General features: G+C 73.2%; 1 protein-coding gene and 1 pseudogene. Both read right to left on the minus strand.

Annotation, left to right across the window (positions count from 1 at the left end; genetic code table 11):
* Positions 1-103: 103 nt before the first annotated feature.
* On the minus strand, positions 104-3,322 hold the full coding sequence (fabD, locus tag OG289_RS00235; protein ID WP_327311965.1) for an ACP S-malonyltransferase: 3,219 nt from the start codon (positions 3,320-3,322) through the stop codon (positions 104-106).
* Positions 3,319-24,912 (minus strand): annotated as a pseudogene (locus OG289_RS00240) (amino acid adenylation domain-containing protein); the annotation flags it as partial. The gene fabD and the pseudogene OG289_RS00240, both read right to left, overlap by 4 nt.
* Between the last annotated feature and the right edge of the window lies 1 nt (position 24,913).

Raw genomic sequence — 24,913 nt, forward strand, 5'->3', positions numbered from 1 at the left:
TGATCACCCACGCCGTTCAAGCCCATCTCCTCGAACTACTCGGCATCGACGAAACTCGTCCGCGCTGGCTGAAGACCTCAAAGCCCATGTGGGAGATCCGGGTCTAGCTCTTCCGTACCGGTTGCAGGGCCCGCAGCCGGGCTGTGACGTGAGCGGCGGCGCCGTCCATGAGGAAGTCGGCAATGGCCTCGAGGGTGCGGGCCCGCCAGGGCTGCAGACTGGTCCCGGCGACCGCCTGGTTGAACGCGCCCATCGCCGGTCCGCAGTTGACCAGGTAGTCCACGGTGGACTGCTGGTCCCCCGTCACCGCGAGCCGGAAGCCGCGCCGGAAATACGCCCGGAACACGGCGGCCAGTTCCGTCTTGGGGTCTGAGCGCTGGTCCGGGTCCTTCGCCGTGGCTGCCGGGTGCTCTCCCCCCAGGTATCGGTCGAACACCTGCTTCCTGGTGGCGTCGTCGAGTTCGGCGACGGACCCATGCCGGCGCCAGAGGTCGTGCAGCCGGGACGCCCTGGCCGGAAAGAACTGACCACGCTTCAAGTAGCGTGCCTGGACCCCGTGTTCGAACCCCTCACTCCAAGGTGCCGTGTCCACGTCGTACTCATGGGACTCCTGCAGAAGGTCTTTGACGGCAGCGCTGGTGGCCGCCTCCACGGAGCACTGGTTGACCGAGCCGGTCAGAACGAAGTCGGCGCCGATCAGGAATGCCGCTGCGGCCGCCTCCGGGGAGCCGATTCCGCCCGCGCACCCCACGTGCACCCGGTGTCCCGGCAGTGCCGCCTCGTCCCTGAGCCTCAACACCGCGGGGAGCAGGGAGAGCGGACCTGCCGTGCCGGTCAGCCAGCCGCCGTCTGCCTCGACGCACAGATCGTCCGCCATGGGGCGCCCGGCAGCTGCGGCAGCCTCCTGTTCCGTCACCGATCCCTTGGCGAGCAGCATCGCCACGTGCTGCTCCGGCGGCGGTGCGAGGAACGCGGCGGCCAGATCGGTCCTGGACACCTTCGCAAGGATCCGGCCGCCCTTGAGCCGGAAGCGGACCAGTTCCTCGGTGACGAAGGGGTAGCCGGACGCCTCGACCAGGCCGACGCCATGCTGCAGCAGCGCGTCGACGAGCGGGGCCTCCTGTTCCGGTGCCCGGTGGAGGTAGAGCAGGTTCACTCCGTGGCCGTGGAGACCCAGTTCGTCGGCCAGGCCGTGCAACTGCCGCTCCACCTCGTCCCTTGGGAGCCCTCCGATGCCGAGGAAGCCGAGCAGGCCCGCCTTGGACGCCGCGCGCACCAACTCCCGGCCGGACACCCCGCCGTACATCGACCCCACGACGTAGGAGCGCCGCAGCCCGTACCGTTCGCGGAAGCTGCGGGCGCCGAGCGCCTCGGCGTCGAGCGTCGGCTCCTCGCCCCGTGCCCCGGCTCCGGCCGGCGCCTGGGCGGCCGCCCGGTCGGTGGGCGAGGGGGCCGTCGGGAGCGGTTCCGCGGCCTCTCGGATGCGCGCCACCAGTTTCGTCAGGACCCTGCCTGGTCCTAGCTCCGTGAACTCGAAGTCGCCGTAGGCCATCAGGGTGCGAACCGTGTCGGTCCACCGGACCGGCGAGTCGATCTGTGACGTCAGGCGCTCTCTGACCGTGTCGGCCGTGTACGGCCGGGCGTCGACGTTGGCGAGGACGGGGATCTCCGGCGGGTGCAGGGTGACCCCGTCGAGGAAACGGCCGAACTCCTCTGCGGCCGGGCGCATGTATCGGGAGTGCAGCGGGGCGCTGACGTGCAGCCGGACTGTGCGGGCACCGGCGGACTCGAAGGCTGCGCAGGCTGTGTCCATCAGCTCGCCGGGGCCGGAGACCACGAACTGGTCCATAGCGTTGTAGTTGGCCAGGTCCAGCTCACCGAGGCCCGATTCGGCGAGAACGCGCGTGACGGTTGCCTCGTCGACGCCAACGACCGCGGCCATCGCTCCACCTCCGGCGGCGGCCATGAGCTCACCACGCCGCCGCACCAGCCTCAGTCCGGCCGCGAAGTCGAAGACCCCGGCGGCAAACAGCGCCACGTACTCGCCGAGGCTGTGCCCGATCACGTGGTCCGGCGGCACCGGGTCCTGGGCGAGCCGGTCCAGATAGGACAGCGCACCGACGACGTAGAGGGCGGGCTGGGTGAACTCGGTGCGGCCGAGCCGTCGTTGCGGGTCGGTGACGCAGAGTTCCTCGATCGAGTAGCCGAGCACCTCGTCGGCGATCGCCGTCTCCTCGGGGAACCTCTCGAACAGTCCCCTGCCCATCCCCCGCCGCTGAGATCCCTGGCCCGGGAATCCGTAGACCTTCATTGCGTGCGCCTTCCGTGGTGTCGTCGGGGCAGCGTGCCTGCGGACCTCGTCCAGCAGATCGGTGTCCTTGGCGAACTGGCTGAGCAGCGGCAGCGATCGGGCGCCCGAACCCGTGGGGAGCAGCGCGCGGACGAAGTTGTGCAGGCTTCCCGATGGACCGAGGTCCAGGTAGAGGAAGTCCCCGCGTGCCTGCAGACCGGCCATGGCGCGCTCGAAGTCGATCGTCCGCCGTGCCGCGTGCCAGAAGTGCTCCGCGGTGACGTCCTCGACGAGTCCGCCGCTCACGCAGGTGACCCAAGGGATGCGCGCCGGTGCGAGCTCCACGCCCTCGAAGCTGCTCCGGCACGCCCCGACCACCGGGTCGAGCAGCCGGGAGTGGAAGGCGTACTCGACGGGCAGCCGCAGGTGCAGCACGTCGGCGGCGCGCAGCGCCGCCTCGGCTGCGGCCAGCTCGTCCTCCCGGCCGGCGACCACGAAGTTGCCCGGGTAGTTGCGGGCGGCGACCTCGCAGGCGCGCAGTTCGGGCACCGTGTCCGTGATCTCGGGCCTGGCCAGCACGGCGAGCATGCCGCCGCGGGGGCTGCCGGCCATGATGCCGGCCTGTCGGACCAGCACGCGCAGACAGTCGTCCGGGGACAGACTGCCCGCGACGACGGCCGCCGCGTACTCGCCGAGGCTGGAGCCGAGCACGTAGTCGGGCTCGATGCCCTCAGTCCGCAGGGTCTCCGCGAGGGCCAGCTCGATCATGACGATCGCGGGATGGGTGATCCGGGTGTCGGTGAGGGGGTGGTTCCTGGGCTTCGTGGGATCGAAGACCCGGTCGACGACCGACTCTCCGAGGTGTTCACTGACCACGGCGTCGAGGCGCAGCAGCGCCGTGCGGAACACTTCGTTCGTGTCGAAGAGTTCCTTGCCCATGCCGTAGTACTGGGAGCCCTGCCCGGAGAACATGAACACCACCGGCAGCGTCCCCGGCTCGGCAAGACCGGGGGCGGGCGCCGTGCCGCTCATCGGTAGCTCTCCCAGAACAGGCCTCCGGCCGGGGCCGCGGGTTCGACGGTGCCTCTGATGACGGTCCTCCGGTTCAGTTCGGGTTCCGGCAGCGAGTGCCTGGTCGGCCGCGGGGCCTGGGGCGTGGGCGCGAGCAGCAGGTGCGCGTTGGTTCCACCGTCGGCGAAGCAGTTGAGCGCGGCGACAGCGGCGTCCGCGGGCCACGGGCGAAAGGCCCGGGGGAAGTACAGCGGCGAGGCGTCCATGTCAAAATGCTCGAGTGGCTCCTGCCCGGAGCGGAACGGCACCTGTTCCTGGTGGTGGAGCATCAGCACCACCTTGATGAACGCCGCGATCCCCTCGGCCGTCAGCGGGTGGCCGATGTTCGGCTTGACCGAACCGAGTGCCACAGGACGCGCGATTCCCGTCCGATAGACCGCCTGCACCGCCTTGAGTTCGAGCAGGTCGGTGACGGTCGTGCCGGAGCCGTTGGCCTCCACCCAGCCGACGTCCTCGGGCTTGACGCCGCTCTGTGCGAGCGCCGTGGCCATGACCTCCTTCTGCGCCTGGAGGTTCGGGGTGGCCGGGCCCGCGGTCCTGCCGTCGTTGTTGATCGCGATGCCCTTGAGGACCGCGAGCACCCGGTCCCCGTCGGCCTGCGCCCTCTCCAGCGGCTTGAGGACGACGACGCCGACACCCTCGCCCAGGATCAGCCCGGCCGCCCTGCGGTCGAACAGGTGGAACTCCTCGCCCGGGTTGAGCAGTCCGCGCCGGCCGAACAGGTCGTACGGCTTGTCGTTCTCGAGCAGGCTCACGCCCGCGACAACGGCGGACTCGATGTCGCCCGCACGCAGTGCCCGCACGGCCATGTCCATCGCCACCAGGGCGGAGGAGCAGGCGGTGTCGACCACCAGGCTCGGGCCGCGGAAGTCGAAGAACTGGGAGATGTTCGCGGACAGGTAGTTCTGACCGGTGATCACCACGGGGTTCTGTGCCTGTGCCAGTCGCTCCTCGTCCGGCATGTGCGCCGCACGGCCACCGACGTACACGCCGATCCGGCGGCCCTTCAACTCCGCGGGGCGGTAACCGGCGTGGTGCACGGCCCTGTTCACCTCTTCGAGGAGCAGCAGCGCCTGCGGATCCATGGCGCCGACGTCGCCTTCCGACAGCAGGAACGCCTCCGGGTCGAAGCGGAGTACGCCGGGCAGCAGCCCGGCGTGGTGACCGACCGGCCTGCCGAAGCGCTCCTGTGGTACGGGGCGCAGCGCCGAACGGCCCTGGCGCAGCAGCTCCCAGTAGGCGTCGCCGGAGGCGGCGTCGGGGAACCTGCAGGCCAGGCCGACCACCGCGATGTCTCCCCCAATGGACGACGTGGACGCGGCGGCCACGGCCGGGGCCGCCGCGTCCACGGCCGCGGCGCGGGTCGCCGGGACCTGCGGTGCCGTGTGTGCCGGGGCGTCGGACGGGGCCGCGCCGAAGACGGCGAGCAGTTTGGCCGGGTGCTCGTCCGCAAGGTAAGCGGCGAACTCGTCCGCGGTCGGGTGCTCGAACAACGCGGACGGGTCCAGCGACTCGTCGAGCTGCTTGCCGAGGGTCTGGACGAGCTGGGTGACCAGGATGGAGTCGATGCCGTAGTCGTGCACCGGCACGTTCCCTGCGAGCCTCGCCCGGTCGAATCGCAGCTCCAGCGCGAGCCGGTCGAGGAGCCAGGAGGCCGCCGCGTCGGCCGCCTCCTTGAGCGCTCCGGGGACCACCGCGGCCGAGCCCTCGTGGGTCATCGCGGCGACGGGCTCAGGAGTCAGGCGGCGGTCGGTCAGCCGCTCCGGCCGCCAGTCCGCGTCCGGCCGCACCACGGCGGGCACGACCACCCGCGCGCCGCTCGCCAACGCCCGGTCCAGCAGGCGCAGTCCCTGCTCGTCCGAGAGCGTCGCGAGGCCGGACGACTGGTACGCGGCGCTGCGCGCCGGGCCCATGCCGGTGTCCTGCCAGCTCGGCCACGCCACGCTGACCAGCGGAAGCCCGTACGGGCGCGCCTCGGCGACCGTGTCCAGGTAGGCGTTGGCCATGGCGTAGTCGCTCTGCCCGACGGCGAGCGCGGGCACGGCCGCGGCGACGGAGGAGTACACGACGAACAGGCTCAGCGGCTCGTCACGGAAGCACTCCACGAGCGTGTCGAGGCCGAAGACCTTGGGGCCGACCACCCGCTCGACGCCGGCCCACGGCTTGCGTACGAAGGCGGGGTTGTCGGTGTCCACGGCGCCCGCGCTGTGGACCACTCCGCCGATCGGGCCGAGTTCGCGGCGGACGTCCGCCACTGCCGCCGCCGTGGCCTCCTTGTCGTCCAACGGCACGGCGAGGACCTCGATCTCCACACCCTTGTCCGCCAGTTCGGCCAGCGGATGCAGCCTGCGGCCCAGCCCGTCGCCCGCCGCGATGTGCGCGGCCCAGCGGTCCCGGGACGGCAGCGTCTCGCGGCCCGTGAGGACCAGCTTGCGGACGCCGTACCTCTCGACGAAGTGTCGCGCGGTCAGCAGGCCGATCCCGCGCGTGCCCCCGGTCACCCACAGAACATGGCCGTCGGGGAACCGCGGTGCGCGCTCCGGGGCGCCGGGCAGCTCGCGCAGCACCGCGCGATGCCGCACGCCATCGCGGTACGCGATCTCGCCGAACTCCGAGTCGCCGCCGAGCTCGTCGGCCACGCGGCGGCACAGCTCGTCGTCCGTGCACGAGCCCATGGCCACGTGGCGCGAGGTCACATGGCGGTACTCGCTCTGCAGCATCCGGTAGAGCCCCGTGCGTACCGCGCCGCCGTGCACCGCTTTCGTGCCGCGGGAGACCAGCAGCGCGGTCAGTCCGCGCCTGCTCTGGTCGACCGTGTGCTGCAGCCAGCTCAGCCAGGTCCGCAGCGCGGAACGATTGACGGACCCGACCGCCCCGAAGGAGCCGCCGGGCCCTGCGCAGCCCGCCAGGTCGATCACCGCGTCGAAGCGGTCCCAGCGGGTCCCTGTGCCGGCGAGGTCGGCGGCGAGGCGCTCGGTGGTGAGCACCTGCGCGGCGGGCAGCACGGCCGCCAGCCGGGCGGCGAGCGCCTCGGTCCCCGGTGCGGCGAGGACGGCGGTCGGGCCGGACAGCCCGGCAGGTGCGGGCAGTCGGGCGGGCAACCAGTGGGTCGTCAGCAGCAGCCCCTCCTCGGCGGAGGCAGCGGAGGCAGCGGGCTTGGGCGCCAAGTGCTCCTCCAACGCCGCCAGTTCCGCGTCCGCCGCCGCCAGCCAGACCCGCTCGCCCCCGAAGGGGTAGCCGGGCAGCGGCACCCGGCAGGGCCGCACACCTCCGTGCAGGACGGACCAGTCGATCTGCCGGCCAGACGTCCAGGCGACCGCGCAGGCAGCCGGATCGGTCGACGGGGCGCCACCGGGAGCGGGCCTGCGCGGGTCGACCACCCCGGTCCAGCTGCCGACGGGCTGACCGCCGACGGCGAACTTGTCCAGGCGCGCGGCCAGTTCGGTGACTGTGTCGAAGCGGACGGCAAGGCGGTGCGCCATGGCCTCGCGCCCCGACTGGAGCGTCCAGGCGACGTCCTGCGGCGCCGCTCCGGCGCCCTCGGCGCGCAGGTGCGCGGCGAGCCTGCGCGCCTGTTCGACCAGCCGGTCGGCCTCGCGGGCGGAGAGCACGGCCAGTTGGCCGCCGGCCGGGGCAGCCGATGCCGGCGGCGCGTCGGGGAACTCCTGCAGGATGACGTGCGCGTTGGTCCCGCCCGCGCCGAACGAGCTCACGCCCGCGGTCCTCGGCCGCTCGGTCCCGTCGGCGAGCACGCGGCGGGGCCACGGCGCCAGTTCGCGCTGGACCTCGAACGGGGTCGCCGCGAAGTCGACGTTCGGGTTGAGCTCGTCCGCGTGCAGCGAAGGGGCCAGCTCGCCGTGGCGCATCTGCAGCAGCACCTTGGTGACGGCCGCGATGCCGGCCGCCGACTCCGCATGTCCGATGCCGGACTTGACCGAGCCGATCGGCAGCCGCTCCGGCATGTCGTCCTGGAAGGCCCGGAGCATGCCGTTGATCTCCACCGGGTCACCGAGCGCGGTGCCGGTGCCGTGCGCCTCCACGTAGTCCAGGTCCGCCGGGCGCATCCCTGCCCGGTCGAGTGCGGCGCGCACCAGATCGCCCTGCGCCTTGGGGTTGGGGACGTTGAAACCGCGGCCCGTTCCGCCGTGGTTGACGGCGGACGCCTTGACCACCGCGAGGATGCGGTCGCCGTCGGCCACCGCGGCGTCGAGGCGCTTGAGGAGCACCGCGCCGGAGCCCTCGGCAGGGACGTATCCCGTGCCGCCGGTGCCGAAGCTGCGGCAGCGGCCGTCCTCGGCGAGGAAGCCGCGCCAGGCCAGCTGCAGATACTTCGCCGGGTGGCTGGAGATGTTGACGCCGCCGGCGACCGCGACCTCACAGTCACCGGAGCGGATGGCCTGGCAGGCCTGGTGGATGGTGACCAGGGCGGAGGAGCACATGGTGTCCACAGCGACGCTGGGACCGGAGAAGTCGAAGAAGTACGACACCCGGTTGGCGACCGAGGCGAACGACGAGTGCGGGGGCAGTCCTTCGCCGCGCAGCGCGTCCTGGACGCCGTACAGCTGGTACTGGCCGTACATCATGCCCACGAACACACCGGTGCGGGAGGCCCGCAGCTGGTCGCGGGTGTAGCCGGCGTCCTCCATGAGGTGCCACACCGTCTCCAGGAACACCCGCTCCTGGGGGTCGGTGAGTTCGGCCTCGATCTGCGACATACGGAAGAACAGCGGATCGAAGCGGTCGGCGCCCCTGACGAAGCCGCCCCACTTGCCGTACGTCTTGCCGGCGGCCGACTTGTCCGGGTCGTAGAACCTGTCGTGGTTCCAGCGGTCGGCGGGTATCTCCTCGATGCTGTCGCGTCCCGCGCGCAGATTGCGCCAGAACTCGTCCACGTCGTCGGCCTGCGGATAGCGCCCCGCGACACCGATGATCGCGATGTCGTCACCTGCGGTGTCGGCGGCCGGGACGGATTCCGGGGCCGCCGCCGTGACGGTCGCGACAGCGGGGACGACGGCCGGGGACTGCGCGGGCTCGTCGGGCTCGTCGGCGGGCGCGGTGAACGCGTCGGGGTGCGCGGTGGCCAGATGGTCCGCCAGTTCGCCGACCGTCACGTACTCGAAGAGCAGGGTCTTCGACAGCGGTCCGCAGTGCTCCTCCAGGCGCCGGGTCACGCTCAGCGTGATCAGGGAGTCCACGCCGTAGTGGTCGAGGGGCTCTGTGACGGCGATCTCCGCCTCCGCGAGCTTCAGTTCCTCCGCCATGATCTGGAGCACCAGCCGCTCGGCGCGGGCGTACGTGTCCTGCCCGGCCGGCTGCAAGACGGCGGCGGCGGCCTGGGCGGGGGCCGAGGCCGGTACGCCGTTGAGCTCGGCGAGCACCCGGGCCGGGTCACCGGGCGCCAGGAGCAGGCGCGGCGCCGTTCCCGCCAGGGCGCGGTCGAGCGCGTCGAGGGCCGGTCCGGTGCGCAGCGGGCGCATGCCCAGCTCCCGGACCATGTACTGCGTGCCGACCGCGTCGGCTTGCATGCCGCCGTCGGCCCAGACCGGCCAGGCCGCGGCGAGGGTGCGGCCGCGGCGTGCCCCCTGGAGGCGCTGCCGCTCCCGATGCTCGGCGAAGTGGTCGAGGAAGGCGTTGGCGTAGGCGTAGTCGGTCTGGCCGACGTTCCCGAACGCCGCCGCCGCGGAGGAGAACGCCACGAAGTAGTCGAGGGGTTCGTGCCGCGTCGCCTCGTCGAGCAGCACCGTGCCGTTCACCTTGGCGGCGAGGACGGCCTCCGTGTCCCCCCGGTCCCTGCCGAGCAGCAGGCCGTCCCTGAGGACCCCGGCGGCGTGCAGCACGCCGCTCACCGAGCCGTGCAGCCTGCGGGCCTCGTCGATCAGGGTCCGCACCCCGGCAGGGTCGGCCACGTCGGCCCGCACCGGGTGCGCGCCGGCGGCCGCGATCCTCGCCAGGGCCTCGGGTCCCGGAGCGGTCCGGGAGGCGAGCACGATCCCGCCGGCGGTGAGCCCGGCGGCGCGGCGTGCGGCGGCGATGTGTTCGGCCATGAGCAGCCCGAGCGCGCCGGTCCCGCCAGTGATCACATGGGCCCCCGGCCCTGTGAACACCGGGACCCCGGCGGCCGACAGGCCGACCTGGCGCCAGACGCGGCGGTGCCGGCCCGCCGCGTCGATGCGTGCCTCGGCGTCGCCCGCGATGCCGAGCTCGGCGAGCACCGCGTCGGCGAGGGAGCGACCGTCCGCGACGGCCAGCGCCCCGAAGTCGACCGCGGGAAGTTCCCTGCGTACCGAGCGGGCGAAGGCGGCCATCGCAGCGTGCGCCGGTGAGGCGGCCGGGTCGCGGTAGGCGTAGAGGTAGCGCAGCGCGCCTCGGCGCTCCCGCTGCCATGCCTGGAGGAACGCCTTGGCGGCGTGGAAGCCGTGCTCCACCGCTCCGCCGGGCCCCGCGTCGGGCCCGGCCAGGTGCACCACGTGGACGGGTCCTGCGGCGCGGGCGGCGCCGAGCGCCTCGTCGACGCCGAAGCCGGTGCCCAGGGCGATCCGCCGGGCGTCCGCGCCCGCGTCCGTCAGGGCGGTGAGCACCGTGTGCCCCTCGGTTCCCGCGTCCAGCAACAGCACGGTGGCATCCGGCTCGCGCGGGGCCCGCGGGGCGGGCTCCCAGCCCGGTTCGTACGCGGAGACCGTGTCGGTCACCGACGCCGCGGCCAGGGTCGTGGTCTGCGCCCTGCCCTTCGCGGGGACCTCCCGCAGGGTGAACGTGTCGATCGTGGCGAGGACTTCGCCGTTGCGGTCCAGCAGCGCGATGTCGAAGGTCAGCGTTCCGGGTGCGGCGGGGCGGGCCGACGGGGTGGCGTACGCGTGGACCTGTTCCGGCAGTTCGGCGTACAGCCGGACGGAGCCGAGCGAGAACGGCAGATACGGGAGTGGCCGCGCGGGGTCGTCCGCGCCGGGCGCGAGCCTGCTCGCCGTCTGCAGGGCCGCGTCGAACAGCGACGGGTGGAAGACGTAGCTGTCCGCGTCCGCGCGGCGCTGCGGCGGAATCCGCAGCGATGCCAGCGCCTCGCGCTCTCCCAGGGCGATGTCCTCGATCACCTGGAAGCTCGGACCGTAGTCGAAGCCGAACCGGGAGTACAGCGCGTAGCAGTCGGCGCCGTCGAGCACGCGCGGGGAGCGCGAGCGCGCCGCGGCCAGGTCGACCGGGGCGGGGCGGTCGCCCGCCGGGCCGAGCAGCAGGGTGCCGCGGGCGTGCGTGGGGGATCCGTCCCCCACGGTGCGTACCTCGAAGGACGGGTCGGTGCGGTCGCCGGTGACCTCGACCGTGAGGCGGTGCTCGCCTCCGGTGGCCGGGAGCCGGACCGGGCTCGCCCAGACCAGCCCGTCGACCCCGCGGACGGGGGCGCTGAACGCCGACTCCCCGGCCAGGCGGGCCATCTCCAGATAGGCCACGCCAGCGAGGACCAGGTCACCGCCGACGACGTGGTCGCTCAGGAAGAACTCCTGCCCTGTGAGCGTCTTCGCATACGCCGGGCCTCCCGACGCGGAGCCCGTGGGGTCGCGCGCGTCGAGCAGGGTCGGATGCAGCTGGGCGACGGCGCGCCCCGGTACCGCCGCGGCGGTGAACCAGTGCCTGGTGCGGGCGAACGGATACGTCGGCAGGTGCACGCGGCGCCGCCGCGCTCCCTGGTGCAGAGCCGGCCAGTCGACCTCGGCGCCGACGAGCCACGCGTCGGCGAGGGCGGTCAGGTCCCCGGACGCGGTGGCCGGGGCGGGCCGCCGCTCGGCCTGCCCGGTGCGCACCGCGGACGGGTGGCCTGCGAGATGCGCGGCCAGCTCGGCACGGAGCGCGGACGGGCCGTTGGCCACCACGGCGAGCCGGTGCGTCATCGCATCGCGGCCCGTTTGCAGGGTGTACGCGAGGTCGCCCGCGGGAACCTCCTGGTCCGCCAGGTGGTCGGCGAGCCGCTCGGCGGTGTGCCGCAGTGCCTCGGGTGTGCGGGCGGAGAGCACGAACACCTGCTCGGCGGCCGCTGTGCCCTTGGCGCCGGTGTCCGGCATCTGGGGTTCCTCCAGGACGATGTGCGCGTTAGCTCCGCCGAAGCCGAAGGAGCTGACTCCGGCGCGGCGCGGCAGCCCGTTCCCCGCGCCGTCGCGGGGCTTCGGCCACGGCCGGGCCGTGGTGACGATCTCGAACGGGCCCCCGCCGAGTTCCAGATAGGGGTTCTGCTCCCGCAGGTGCAGTCCGGCGGGGATGGTGCCGTGCCGCAGCGCGAGGACTGCCTTGAACAGGCCCGCGATGCCCGCGGCCGCCTCCAGGTGGCCGATGTTGGTCTTGACCGAGCCGATCACGCAGCCGGGCGCCGCGGTCGTGCCGCGCTCCGCGCGCAGCCGGCGGAAGGCGGTGCTCAGACCCGTGGTCTCGATCGGGTCGCCCAGCGCGGTGCCGGTGCCGTGCGTCTCGATGTAGCCGACGGTCTCCGGCGCCACGTCGGCGGCGCGGTAGGCCTCGACGAGCAGGTCGGCCTGGGCGTCCGGGTTGGGCGCGGTGAGCGAGGTGGTGCGGCCTCCGTGATTGGCCGTGGCCGCCTTGATCACCGCGTGAACGGCGTCGCCGTCGTGGTGCGCCCGGTCGTCCGGCTTGAGCAGCACCACGCCGACGCCCTCGCCGCGCACATAGCCGTCGGCCCGGCTGTCGAAGGTCTTGCAGCGGCCGTCGGAGCTGAGCATCTCGCCCTGGTCGAGTACGTCGTACACCCGCGGCGAGAGGATCAGGTTGACCCCGCCCGCGATCGCCAGGTCACAGGTGCCGTCGCGGAGCGCGGCGACGGCCTGGTGGACGGCGGTCAGCGAACCGGAGCAGGCCGTGTCCACGGCCATGCTGGGACCGCGCAGGTCGAGGAGGTACGAGACCCGGTTCGGGATGACCGACAGGGCACCGCCGGTCGCGGTGTGGGCCTGCGGGGCGCACCCGGCGTCGCGCTGTGCCTGGAGGTAGTCGGTGCCGGCGACGCCGATGAACACGCCGACCCGCTTGCCCGCCAGGTCGGACGGCCGGTAACCGGCGTCCTCGACGGCGGACCACACCGCTTCGAGCAGCAACCGCTGCTGAGGGTCCATCAGCTCCGCCTCGCGCGGGGAGATCCCGAAGAAGGCGGCGTCGAAGCGGTCCACGTCGGGGGCGAAGCCGCCCCAGCGCGTCCGGGAGCCCGCCTCGCGCGGGCCCCAGCGGTCCGCGGGGACCTCGGTCACCAGGTCGTCGCCGGCGGTCAGGTGGTCCCAGAACTGCTTGAGGTCGGCCGAGCCGGGCAGCCGCCCCGCCATGCCGATGACCGCGACGTCGCCGCGCCGGCGCCCGGCCGGTGCCTCGGGCTCGGCGGGCCGATCTTCGAGGTTGGGAGCGACCGTGCCTGCGGCGGACGCGAACCGTGTGGCCAGCTCGCCGGTGTGTTCCTGCCACAGGTGCCCGGCCAGGGCGGCCAGCGTGCCCCGGCGGTAGAACAGCGTCGGGTAGACCTCGATGCCGTACGTCTTGCGCAGTTCGGCGCTGAGCGCGGTGAAGCTCACCGAGTTCATGCCCACCTCGCCGAGCGGGGTGTGCAGGCCGATCTCCTCGGGGCGCACCCCGGCCAGGCGGCCGACCGCCTCCGCCAGTTCGGCCGTCAGGGCCTGGACGCGTGTGTCTGTGCCGCCTACCGCGACAGGCTCCGGCCGCTCGGCACCCCGGGCGCCGAAGCGGGACCGCAACTCGGCCAGGGGAAGGGTGGCCAGCGTGGTCCGGTCGACCTTCTCGTTGAGCGTGTGCGGAAATCCGGTCACGCGGACCAGCACGTCCGGGATCATGTGGGCCGGCAGCCAGGCCGCCAGCTGTTCCCGGGTCGGTTCCGCGGCTTTGTCGGCGAGTACGTAGCAGGCGAGCAACGAACGGTCGCCACCTCCCTGGCCACGGGCCACCACGACCGCCTCGCGTACGCCGTCGACGCGCCGCAGGGTCGACTCGATCTCCTCCAGCTCCACCCGGAAGCCGCGCACCTTCACCTGGGAGTCGATCCGGCCCAGATAGTCGATGCGCCCGTCGGCCTGCCGCCGCACGAGGTCACCCGTGCGGTACATCCGCGCGTCGGTCCCGGTCGCGAACGGGTCGGGCAGGAAGCGCTCGGCGGTCAGTTCGGGGCGGCCCAGGTAGCCGTCGGCCACACCGTGCCCGCCGATGTAGAGCTCACCGGGCGCTCCGGTCGGGACCGGCCTGCGGGCGCCGTCCAGGACGTACAGCGAGGTGTTGTCGATCGGGGCTCCGATGGTGACGCGCTCGCCCCGGCGCAGCCGGCTCACCGCCGACCAGATGGTGGTCTCGGTGGGGCCGTAGAGGTTCCACACCGCGCGGTTGCCCGCGAGCAGCGCCTCAGCGGTGTCGCCGGGCAGGGCCTCGCCGCCGCACAGCACGGTGAGTCCGGGGTCGCCCTGCCAGCCGGCGGCGAGGAGCATGCTCCAGGTCGCCGGGGTGGCCTGCATGACCGTGGCGGTACCGCGTTCGACGGCCTCGCGCAGCCGCAGGCCGTCCTGAGCGACCTCGGTCGGCAGGACGTCCACCGTGCCGCCGGTGATCAGCGGCAGATAGAGCTCGAGACCGGAGATGTCGAAGCACACGGTGGTCAGGGCCAACAGGGTGTCCCCCGGCCCGAATCCGGGCTCACGCGCCATCGACCAAAGGAAGTTGGTCAGGGCGCGGTGCGGGACGCGGACGCCCTTGGGGCGGCCGGTCGAGCCGGAGGTGTAGATGACGTACGCGGCGTCCGTGGGTCCCGCGGGTCCGGGCGAGGGCAACCCGGGCGGCTCCTGTCCCCCGTCGATCAGCAGCCGGGGCACCGAACCGCCCCACGCCGCCCCGACGGCGGAGTGCGTGAGCATCAGATGGAGTCCGGCGTCCCCCGCCATGTAGGCGAGGCGCTCCTGCGGGTACGACGGGTCGAACGGGACGTACGTGCCGCCCGCCGCCTGCACGGCGAGCAGCGCCACCGGCAGGTCGGCGTCGCGCGGGAGCAGCACGCCGACGGTGCGCCCCCGGCCGACACCCGCGGCGGTGAGGCGTGCCGCCAGGGCTGCCACCCGGTCCCCGAGACTGCGGTAGGTCAGCTCCGTTCCGCCGTGGCGGACCGCGACCGCCTCCGGCCTGGCCTCGATCTGGCGCCGCACCAAGTCCCAGACCAGGGTGTCGGCCGGGTAGTCGACGCGGGGGGGCGGCGCGAGCTGCGCGCGCTCGTGCTCGGTGAGCAGGTCCAGTTCGCCGACGGCGCAGCCGGGCGCGGCGACCGCGGCCGACAGGAGCGTGACGAAGTGGTCGCCGAGCCGCTCCACCGTGGCGGCGTCGAACAGGTCCGGGTTGTACTTGAGCGTGTAGCGGCAGCCTTCGGGATGGTCGACCAGGTCGAGGGTGAGGTCGAACTCGCCCTCCTGGTGTACCCCTTCGACCCTGCCGCGCACCACGCCGTCCTGCGGCATGTCGCGCGCCCAGTTGTGGAAGTAGAAGGCCGCGTTGAACAGCGCGTCGGCTGCGGCGCCGGGGTTCTCCCTCCGCAGCTCGTCGGCGAGCGTGATCAGGGGATACGCGCTGTGTTCGAGGGCGCCGAGGACCATCTGGTGGATACGGCGGACCAGGTCGCGGAAGGCCTCCGTACCGTCGACCTTCTCGGCCAGGACCACCATGTTCATGAAGTAGCCGAGCACGTCGTCGTAGCCGTCGGCCGGTCGGCCGGCCGTCGGAGTACCGACGGCGATGTCCTCCTGGCCGCTGTAGCGCTGCAGCAGCGCGAAGTAGGTCGCGAGCATGACGCTGGACAGCGAGGTGCGGGCCGCCGCGGCGAGCGCGCGGGCCTGCTCGGTCACGTCCGCCGGGACGCGTCCGCCGACGCTGGCGCCCTGGAAGGTGGGCACGGGCGGGCGCGGCCGGTCCAGCGGCAGAGGTACGGCGGTGCGGCGGTCCCGCAGCCGGTCGAGCCAGTAGGAGCGCAGGCGCTCCGCCCGCGGTCCTGTGAGGAGTTCGCGTTGCTGGGCGCAGAAGTCGGCGAAGGTGTGCGCGGGCCGCTCGGCCGGCAGGGGGCGCCCCTCGCGCAGCGCGCGGTAGCCGCGCTCCACCTCCGTGAGCAGCAGCGGGATGGACAGCCCGTCGAGCACCAGGTGGTGCACGGTGAGCAGCAGGGCCTGGCGGCCGTCGCCCAGGGTGTAGAGGGTGGCGCGCAGCAGCGGACCGTCAGCCAGGTCGAACGGCTCCCGCGTCTCGGCACGGATCCGGTCACGCAGGTCGCCGTCCGCGACGGAGGTCAAAAAGACCTGTCGGAACGGCAGTTCCGGCTCGGCGGCGATCCGGACGAACGGCCCGTCGTCGCCCGTGCGCACGCTTGCGCGCAGTTCCTCGTGCCGGTCGAGCAGGTCCTGCAGGACGACCCGCAGCGTGAGCACGTCGACGTGGTCGTCGAGCCAGAAGGCGAGGGGCAGGTTGTAGGCGCAGTTGCCGGGCGCGATCTGCTCGATCACCCATAGCGCGCGCTGTCCCTCGGACAGCGCATGGCCGGTGAGGTGGTCGTCGTGCCGGGGGCGCAGGACCGCTTCGGCAGCGGAGCGCACCGCGGGCGCCACGTTGACGGCACGCAGCGGCTCGGGCGCACACACCGACTCCGGCCTCCGGCTCGTCACGGAGGCGGGTGCTGCGGGCGCGGCCGCGTACGTCCCGACGGGCTCTCCCGCGGGCTCGGCCACCGGCTCGGCCAGCCAGTCCGACCGCAGGTGCTCCGAGAGCTCCGCCAGCGTCGGCTGCGCGAAGAACTCCTCAAGCGGCACGTTGACGCCGAAGGCGTCCTCCACGACCGCCACGATCTTCATGCCGCTGAGCGAGTCGAAGCCGTAGTCGACCAGAGGCCGTTGCGGGTCGATGCGCTCGTCCAGCTTGAGGACGCGCTCCAGGAGTTCACCGAGGCGGTCGGTGACCGTCTCCCCCGCGTTCTGCACGTCCGGCCGCACGATGGCCGTCACAGTCGCGGGAGCGTTCGCCGCCGGTGCCGCGTCCCTGCCTACGCCCAGGTTCCGCGCGACCAGCACATGCTGGCCCAGTCCGACGCCCTTGGCGCCCAGGGCCCTGACGTGTGTGTAGCCCTCCTCCTCCAGCAGCGTGATCCAGCTGTCCGGCGCGGCGAGGGGAGAGTTGGGGATACGGAGCTCACCGTCCTGGAAAGCCCACCAGCCCTCCATGACTCCGCCGCCCAGGGTCAGATAGGGGCGGATGGAGGTGAGTTCGTTGAGCACCAGGAGCCCGCCGGGCCTGAGCAGGTCCTTCAGCATGCGCAGGGTGGTCCGAAGGTTCCTGGTGGCGTGGACCACGTTGGTGGCGAGGACCGCGTCGACCGAGCCCGGCAGGAAGTCCTGCTCGGCGAGGCCGCGTTCCAGGTTGAGCAGCTGGAACCGTACGAACGGGTGCTGCGCGGCGAACCGCTCGCGGCCGTAGTCCAGGAACCGCGGGGAGATGTCGGTGAAAGTGAAGCTCACGCGGTCCGGATGGCCGGCCAGCGCCGGGATCACCCGCTCACTGGTGGCACCGGTTCCGGCGCCCAGCTCCACGACCTGGAAGGACCCGCCGTCGGTCAACTGCGGGAGACAGGCGTCCAGATGACCGCGGACCGTGTCGGCGACGAGCACGTTGAAGAAGTCGGTGAGCGGGTTGCCCTTGTACAGGTCCCGCACCAGCTCCATCGAGGAGTCGGGGAACATGACCTCGGTCCCCACCACCTCGCCGCGCAGCAGCCTCGGGTACGACCGCAGGAACTGCCGGTTGAGCCGGGCCGTCGGCGCGATGTCCGGGTACCGGGCCGCGACGTCCTCAAAGTCGGCCTCCCAGCGCTCCGCGGCCGTGGCTCCATCCGCCCCGTCGACCGCGGCGGTGGCCGTGAACCACTCGCCGTCGCGGGTCAGGAATCCCTTCACGGCCAGGAGGTTGAGGATCGCCTCGTGCAGCCGGCGGAACTTGTCCCGGATACCGAGGTCGGTGCGCAGTCGCTCGCTCCGGTGCCGGTCACCGGGGCGCAGGAAGGCGCCCATGCGCTGGTAGACGCCGAGCAGCCCGGAGACCGAGACCGCGTCCAACCGGGCGTATCCGGTGAGGACTTGGGCGATGGCAGGGTCGATGTCAGCGTTTCCTTCGGGCACCGGCTGCGCGGGGGCGGTGGCCTGCGGCACGGAAGCGGTGGTCTGCGGCTGGGGGATCCACAGACGCTTGCGGGCGAACGGGTAGCCGGGCAGCTCGATCCTGCGCGCGGCCGAAGGCGTGATCAGCGACCAGTCGATCGTGGCTCCCGCCACCCAGCGCTCGGCGGCCGCCGCCAAATCGCGTCGTGTCAAGGCCTGTCGCAGCGCGACAGCCTCGTCCGAGGAGAGCCCCGTCATGGTACGGGCGACCCGGCCGCTCGTGACGGCGTCTGCGGCGCCCTCGCCCGCCGCGTACGCGGCGAGTAGCCGGGCCGCTTCGGCGACCGATGCCGCGGGGAGCGCGATCCGGAACTCGTGGGCGGTGCGGCCCGATTGGAGGGTGTGGGCCACATCGGCGAGCCGCGGGCCCGCCGCAACGGCTTCTGCCGCAACGGTGTCTGCCACAGCGGCGACCGCCGTGCGCGGCACGAGATCGGCCACCGCGTCGGCCACCGCCCCGATGGTGTCCGCCGTCACGGCCGCCTCGGGCAGCTGGTCGACGCCCAACTCCTCGGCGAGCATCGCGTGGTAGCGGGCGCGTTCGGTCACGCCGAAGCCGCAGTCCACGAGGTCGGTCGCGAGGTCGAACGTGTCCGCGTCCACCCTGGCCAGCTCGACGGCGAGGCGCAGGCCGATGCGGCCGGCGGCCGCCACCGCCTCCTGGGGCTCCAGTGCTTCATCCGGTTCCACCGGCCCTCGCCAGGGCCCGCCGGTCAGGAAGGCGGCCAGGTCCGCCGCGTAAGCCCGCAGCCGCTCCTCGTTCTTCGCGGAGAGGACGAGCAGCTGCTCCTGTCCGTCGTCCGTCACGGGCTCCGGTACGTCGGCCGAACCGGCCGGCAGGTGCTCCTCCACGACCACGCAGGCGTTGGAGCCGCCCGCGCCGAAGGAGCTGATGACGGCGCGCAGCGGCATCTCGCGGGAGGAGCCGTCCGCTGCGGGCCGCTCCTGCCGCTCCCAGGGCTCGCGGGTCTGCTGCACCTCGAACGGCGTGGTGTCGAAGTCGATCTCCGGGTTGCGCTCCGCCGAGTGCAGCGACGGCACCAGGGTGCGGTGGCGCAGCTGGAGCAGGACTTTCGTCAGCCCCGCGATACCTGCTGCCGCCTCCAGGTGGCCAATGTTGGTCTTCACCGAACCGACCGCGACGGCGGGCCGGCCCGTGCCGCGTGCCGGTTCGGTCCGTCCGCCGAAGACGTCGACCAGTCCGGCGATCTCGATCGGGTCGCCGAGCAGCGTGCCAGTGCCGTGGGCCTCGACGTAGCCGACGGTGTCGGCGGCCACTCCGGCACGGTCCAGCGCTCCTCGGACCACGGCGGCCTGGGCGGTGGCGCTCGGCACGGTGTAACCGCCCGCGTCGCCGACCGCGTTGACGGCGGAGCCGCGGATCACGCCGAGGACGCGGTCCCCGTCGGCGACCGCCGCGGCCAGTGGCTTGAGCAGGACGGCACCCACGCCCTCGCCGTCGACGAAGCCGTCCGCGCCCGCGCCGAACGCCTTGAGCCGGTCGTCGTGGGAGAGCATCCCGGCCTGTGCGAGGCCGCGCAGGTGCTTGGGGTGCAGGATCAGGTTGACTCCGCCCGCGATCGCGGCGGAGCACTCCCCTGTGGCGATGCTCTGGCAGGCCAGGTGGATCGCGGTCAGGGAGGCCGAGCACGCGGTGTCCACCGCCATGCTCGGGCCGGTGAAGTCGAAGGAGTGGGAGACCCGGTTGGCGATCGACCAGTGCCGGGAGTGTGCCTCGGTCGGCACGCCGAGCGCGTTCGCCGCGCCGCTCATCCACTCGTAGTCGCTGCCCATCGCACCGACGAACACGCCGACCGGGCCCCGGGCGGCGAGTGTGGCGGCCGGGTATCCGGCGTCGTCCAGGGTCGCGGCCGCGGTCTGCAGAAACAGGCGTTCCTGGGGGTCCATCGCTTCGGCGTCGGCGGGCGAGATCTGGAAGAACAGCGGGTCGAACGCGTCGACGTCGTCGATGAATCCGGCCCACTTGCTGTACGCGGCGGTGGCCCCCGACGGGTCGAAGTGGGTGCTCGCGTCCCAGCGTTCGGCGGGCACCTCGCGGATGCAGTGCCGCGCCGCGGCGAGGTTGTCCCACAGCTCGCCGACCGTCCCGGCCAGCGGGTAGCGCCCGGCGACGCCGACGATCGCGATGCGGTTATCCGCGTGCTCATCGGCCTCGGCCTCACCGGTGGGGGCGGGCGCGGGCTCGCCGTCGGACAGCTTCCCGGTGAGGAATCTGGCGAGGGCCCGGGTCGTGCGGTGCTCGAACACCATGGTCGCGGGGAGCCGCAGCTTGGTGCGGGCGCTGAGCTTGTTGCGCAGCTCCAGCGCGGTCAGCGAGGTGAAGCCCAGGCGCAGCAACTCGGCGTCGGGATCGATCTCTTCGGCCGACCCGTACTTGAGCGCCGCGGCGACCTCGCGCCGCACCAGCTCGGCGACCACCTCCTCGCGGTCGGCCGCCGGGATGGCCCGCAGACCGTCGCCCGCACCCGCGGTGGTGGTGTCGGCCGGTGTATCAGCGGTGGCCGTGGTGGGCCGGCGGCGGGGAGCCGGGACAGGGGCACGCAGCAGCGGCGGCAGCGTGCCCGCGGCGGATCGCGCCGCCGTGCGGTCGAGGCGGACGGGAAGAAGGTGAGCCCGGTCCGCGCCGAGCGCGGCGTCGAGCAGGGCGAGGCCCTCATCGGTGGCCAGTGGGAGGACACCGGCGTCGCCGAGCCGCGCCAGGTCGGCCTCGTCGAGGCGGCCGGTGAGGGCACTGCGCTGGGCCCACAGGCCCCAGCCGAGCGAGAGGGCGGGCAGCCCCTGGGCACGGCGGTGCTGCGCCAGCGCGTCGAGGAAGGCGTTGGCGGCGGCGTAGTTGCCCTGTCCGGCGGTGCCCAGGGTGGCGGCGACCGAGGAGAACAGCACGAAAGCCGTGAGGTCCAGGTCGCGGGTCAGCTCGTGCAGGTGCCAGGCTCCGTCGGCCTTGGCCGCGAGGACGGAGTCCAGGCGCGCGGGCGTCAGTGAACCGATCACCGCGTCGTCGAGTGCGCCGGCGGCGTGCACGACGGCCCGCAGCGGACGATCCTGCGGGACGGTCGCGAGGAGTTCGGCGAGCGCGTCGCGGTCACCGATGTCGCACGGCGCCGACGTCGCCGTCGCGCCGAGCGCGGTCAGTTCCTCGGCGAGCTCGGGCATGCCCTGACGGCTGACGAGCAGCAGGTCGCGTACGCCGTGTTCGGCGACCAGGTGGCGTGCCACGAGGCCGCCCAGGGTGCCCGATGCGCCGGTGATCAGCACGGTGCCTTCGGTGGGGAGCGCCGGGGCGGCGGGGCTGTCGGCCTGCTTCGCGCGCACCATTCTCGGGACGCGTATCTCGCCGTCGCGCAGGGCGAGTTGGGGCTCGTCCGTGGCCAGCAGGGTTGGCAGGAGGCCGGAAAGGCCGTCGTTGTCTCCCCCGTCACCGGCGCCATCCGTGTCGATGTCGATGTCCACCAGCACGATCCGGTCCGGGTTCTCGGTCTGCGCCGAGCGCACCAGGCCCCACACGGTGGCAGCGGCAGGGTCCGCCTCCTCGGCGGTCCCGTTACCGGTCACCACGGCGGAGCGGGTCACCACGACCAGGCGACCGTCGCCGCCGTCCTCCTCGGCGAGCCAGGCTTGCAGCCCGCCGAGGACCTCGGAGGTCATCTCCCGTACTCTGTCGGGCTGTTCGCCGTCGGCGGCGGGGCAGAGCAGCACGGTGGCCTCCGTGGCGTCGCCCGTGCGGGAGGCGTCCGGATGCACGGGCACCCAGTCGATGCCGAACAGCGCGCTCCGGCCCGCGTCCAGGCTCATGCCGTCGAGCGGACGCAGCGTCAGGGAGTCCGCCGTCAGTACGCCGCGGCCCGTCCCGTCGGAGATGCGCAGGGCGACGGCGCCGTTGTCCAGGGGGGTGATCCGTGCGCGCAGGCCGGACAGTTCCGCCGCCGCGTCCGTGTCGAGCCAGCGGACGCCGGTGAAGGAGAACGGCATGGCGGGGGTGGTCCTGAGGTCCAGGGAGTGCAGGGCGGCGTCGAGCAGGGCGGACCGCACCGGCTCGGGCAGGGACACTTCGGCGTACAGCTCGTCGCCGTGCCGCAACAGGGACCGCAGGCCCCGGAACCCGGGCCCGTACTCCAGTCCTTGCTCGGCCAGGTCGGCGTACCAGGAGGAAAGGTCCACACGCTCGGCGCCGACGGGCGGCCACGGCACCAGGTCCTCCGTGCCGCCGTCGGCCGGTGGTTCGGCGTCGAGGAGGGAACCGGTGGCGTGCAGCTGCCAGTCGGACTCGGGGGTGCGGGCATGCAGGCGCAGCGGCCGGACGCCGTCGCCGTCGGCCGGTTCTGCGACGACCTGGACCTCGACCTCGCCCTGCTCGGGGATCAGCAGGGGTGCCTGGAAGGTGAGCTCGTCCACCGCTCCCCCGGCGCGCAGCGCCATCTCCAGCAGCGCGGTGCCGGGTACGACGACCTGGCCCCGCACGCGGTGGTCGGCCAGCCACGGGTGGGTGCGCAGGGAAAGGCGGCCGGTCAGGACCGTCTGGCCGCTGTCCGCGAGCTCGACGGGGTCGTTCAGGAGCGGCCTCGGCGGCTGCAGCCAGTACGACGTGGGCTCGAAGGCATAGGTGGGCAGGTCCACGGCGCCGGCGCCGGTGCCCTCGAAGGAGGGCTGCCAGTCCACGGGCACTCCGTGGGCGTACAAGTGGGCCATGGACAGGTGGATCTGCCGGGTGGAGTCCTCGTCACGGCGCAGCGAACCGACCACCAGGGCTGGGCAGTCGGCGTCCTGCGCAGTCTCCTCGACGCCGAGCGCCAGGACGGGGTGCGGGCTGCACTCGACGAACGTCCGGTGCCCCTCGGCGAGGAGGCCGTCGATGACGGGGGCGAAGCGGACGGTGGTGCGCAGGTTCTCGTACCAGTACGCGGCGTCGAGACCCGCGGTGTCCAGGACCTGCCCGGTGACGGTTGAGTGGAAGGGGACGGAGCCCGGACGCGGGCTGATGCCGGCCAGGTCGTCAAGGATCCGGTCGCGGAGCCGCTCGACGTGCGCGGAGTGCGAGGCGTAGTCGACGGGGACGCGACGGGCCCGTATCTCCCCGGCCGCGCAGTGGGCGAGCAGCTCGTCCAGGGCGGCGGCGTCGCCGGAGACCACCGTGGAGCGCGCTCCGTTGACGGCGGCGACGAAGACCCGTCCTTCCCAGGGCTCCAGCAGGGCGCGGGTCGCGTCCAGCGACAGGGCGAGGGACACCATGCCGCCCTCGCCCGCGATCTCCAGGAGGGCGCGCGAGCGCAGGGCGACCACGCGGGCGCCGTCCTCCAGCGAGAGGGCGCCGGCCGCGCAGGCCGCGGCGATCTCGCCCTGGGAGTGGCCCACGACGGCGGACGGCACGAGTCCGGCCGCGCGCCACACCTCGGCCAGCGAGACCATGACCGCCCACAGCGCGGGCTGCACCACGTCGCCCCTCTCCAGCGCCGACGCGTCGTCAAGGACGTCCCGCAGCGACCAGTCGACCAGGCCGCTCAGGGCCTGTTCGCACTCGTCCATCCGCGCGGCGAATACCGGGGACGACTCGCGCAGGCCGCGGGCCATCCCGGCCCACTGGGACCCCTGGCCGGGGAACACCCACACCACGCCGGAGTCGGGGGCGAGGGCGCCCTCCACGACTCCGGGTGCCGAATCGCCGACGGCCAAGGCGCCGAGCCCGTCGAGGAGTTCGGTGCGGTCCGCGGCGACGACGACCCCGCGGTGGTTCAGCGCGCCACGGGTCGTCACCGTGGAGAACCCTACATCGAGCGGGCTCAGCTCGGGGCGGGCCTCGAGCCACTCCCGCAGCCGGCCGGCCTGGCGGCGCAGCGCGGCCTCGGTGCCGCCCGACACCGTCACCGGCACCACGGCCGGGGAACGGAGCTCGGGCGCGACCCCGTCGGTCTCACCAGCCCCGTCGGCCTTCCCGGTGTGCGTGGTCGCCGTCGTCTCCTCGGCGGGCGCCTGCTCGATGATCACGTGCGCGTTGGTCCCGCTGGCCCCGAAGGCCGAGACACCGGCTCGGCGCGGGCGGCCCGTCTGCGGCCACTCCCGCTGCTCGGTCAACAGCTCCACCGCACCCGACGACCAGTCCACGTGCCGCGACGGACGCTCCACGTGCAGCGTCCGCGGCAGCACACCGTGCCGCAGCGCCAGCACCGTCTTGATCACGCCGGCCACACCGGCAGCCGCCTGCGCATGTCCGATGTTCGACTTCAACGAGCCGAGCCACAGGGGCGTTTCACGGTCCTGCCCATACGTGGCCAGCAGCGCCTGCGCCTCGATCGGGTCCCCGAGCGTGGTGCCCGTGCCGTGCGCCTCCACCGCGTCCACATCGGAGGGGGACAGCCGGGCATCGGCCAACGCCTGCCGGATGACCCGCTCCTGCGAGGGGCCGTTGGGCGCCGTGAGTCCGCTGGAGGCGCCGTCCTGGTTGACCGCCGAGCCCCGGAGCACAGCCAGGATCTGGTGGCCGTTGCGCCGCGCGTCCGACAGACGCTCGAGGACCAGCACACCGACGCCCTCGGACCAGCCCGTGCCGTCGGCCGTGTCCGAGAACGCCTTGCACCGGCCGTCCGCCGAGAGGCCGCGCTGGCGCGAGAACTCCACGAAGGTCGTCGGGGTCGACATCACCGCCACGCCGCCGGCCAGGGCCAGCGAGCTCTCCCCCGATCGCAGCGACGCCGCCGCCAGATGCAGCGACACCAGCGACGACGAACACGCCGTGTCCACCGTCACCGCGGGCCCCTCGAACCCGAACGTGTAGGAGACACGGCCGGACGCGACGCTCGGCAGACTCCCGGTGAGCAACTGCCCCTCGAAGCCGCCTGTGTCCTGCCCGAGGCGCGAGGCGTAGTCGCTGTACATGACGCCCGCGAAGACGCCGGTGCGGCTGCCGCGCAGCGAGGGCGGGGCGATGCCCGCGCGCTCCAGCGCCTCCCAGGAGGACTGGAGCAGCAGCCGCTGCTGCGGGTCGGTCGCCATGGCCTCTCGGGGGGACATCCCGAAGAATCCGGCGTCGAACTCCGCCGCGTCGTACAGGAATCCGCCCTGCCTCGTGTAGCTCGTGCCGGACTGCTCCGGGTCCGGGTCGTACAGGCCCTCCAGGTCCCAGCCGCGGTTTGCGGGGAACTCCGACACGGCGTCGACGCCGTCCACGGCCAGCCGGAACAGCTCCTCGGGCGACGTGGCGCCGCCGGGTAACCGGCATGCCATGCCCACGATCGCAACCGGCTCGTGGCTCGACGGCCCCGCCTGCGCTTCGGCCAGCCTCCGGCGAGTGTCACGCAGCTCGGTGGTGACCCGCTTG

Origin of the sequence: Streptomyces sp. NBC_01235 (genome assembly GCF_035989285.1) — a bacterium.
Classification (GTDB): domain Bacteria; phylum Actinomycetota; class Actinomycetes; order Streptomycetales; family Streptomycetaceae; genus Streptomyces.

Excerpts from the sequence above, each read along its gene's own strand:
- fabD (WP_327311965.1), bottom strand. The coding sequence starts at position 3,322 with ATGAGCGGCACGGCGCCCGCCCCCGGTCTTGCCGAGCCGGGGACGCTG.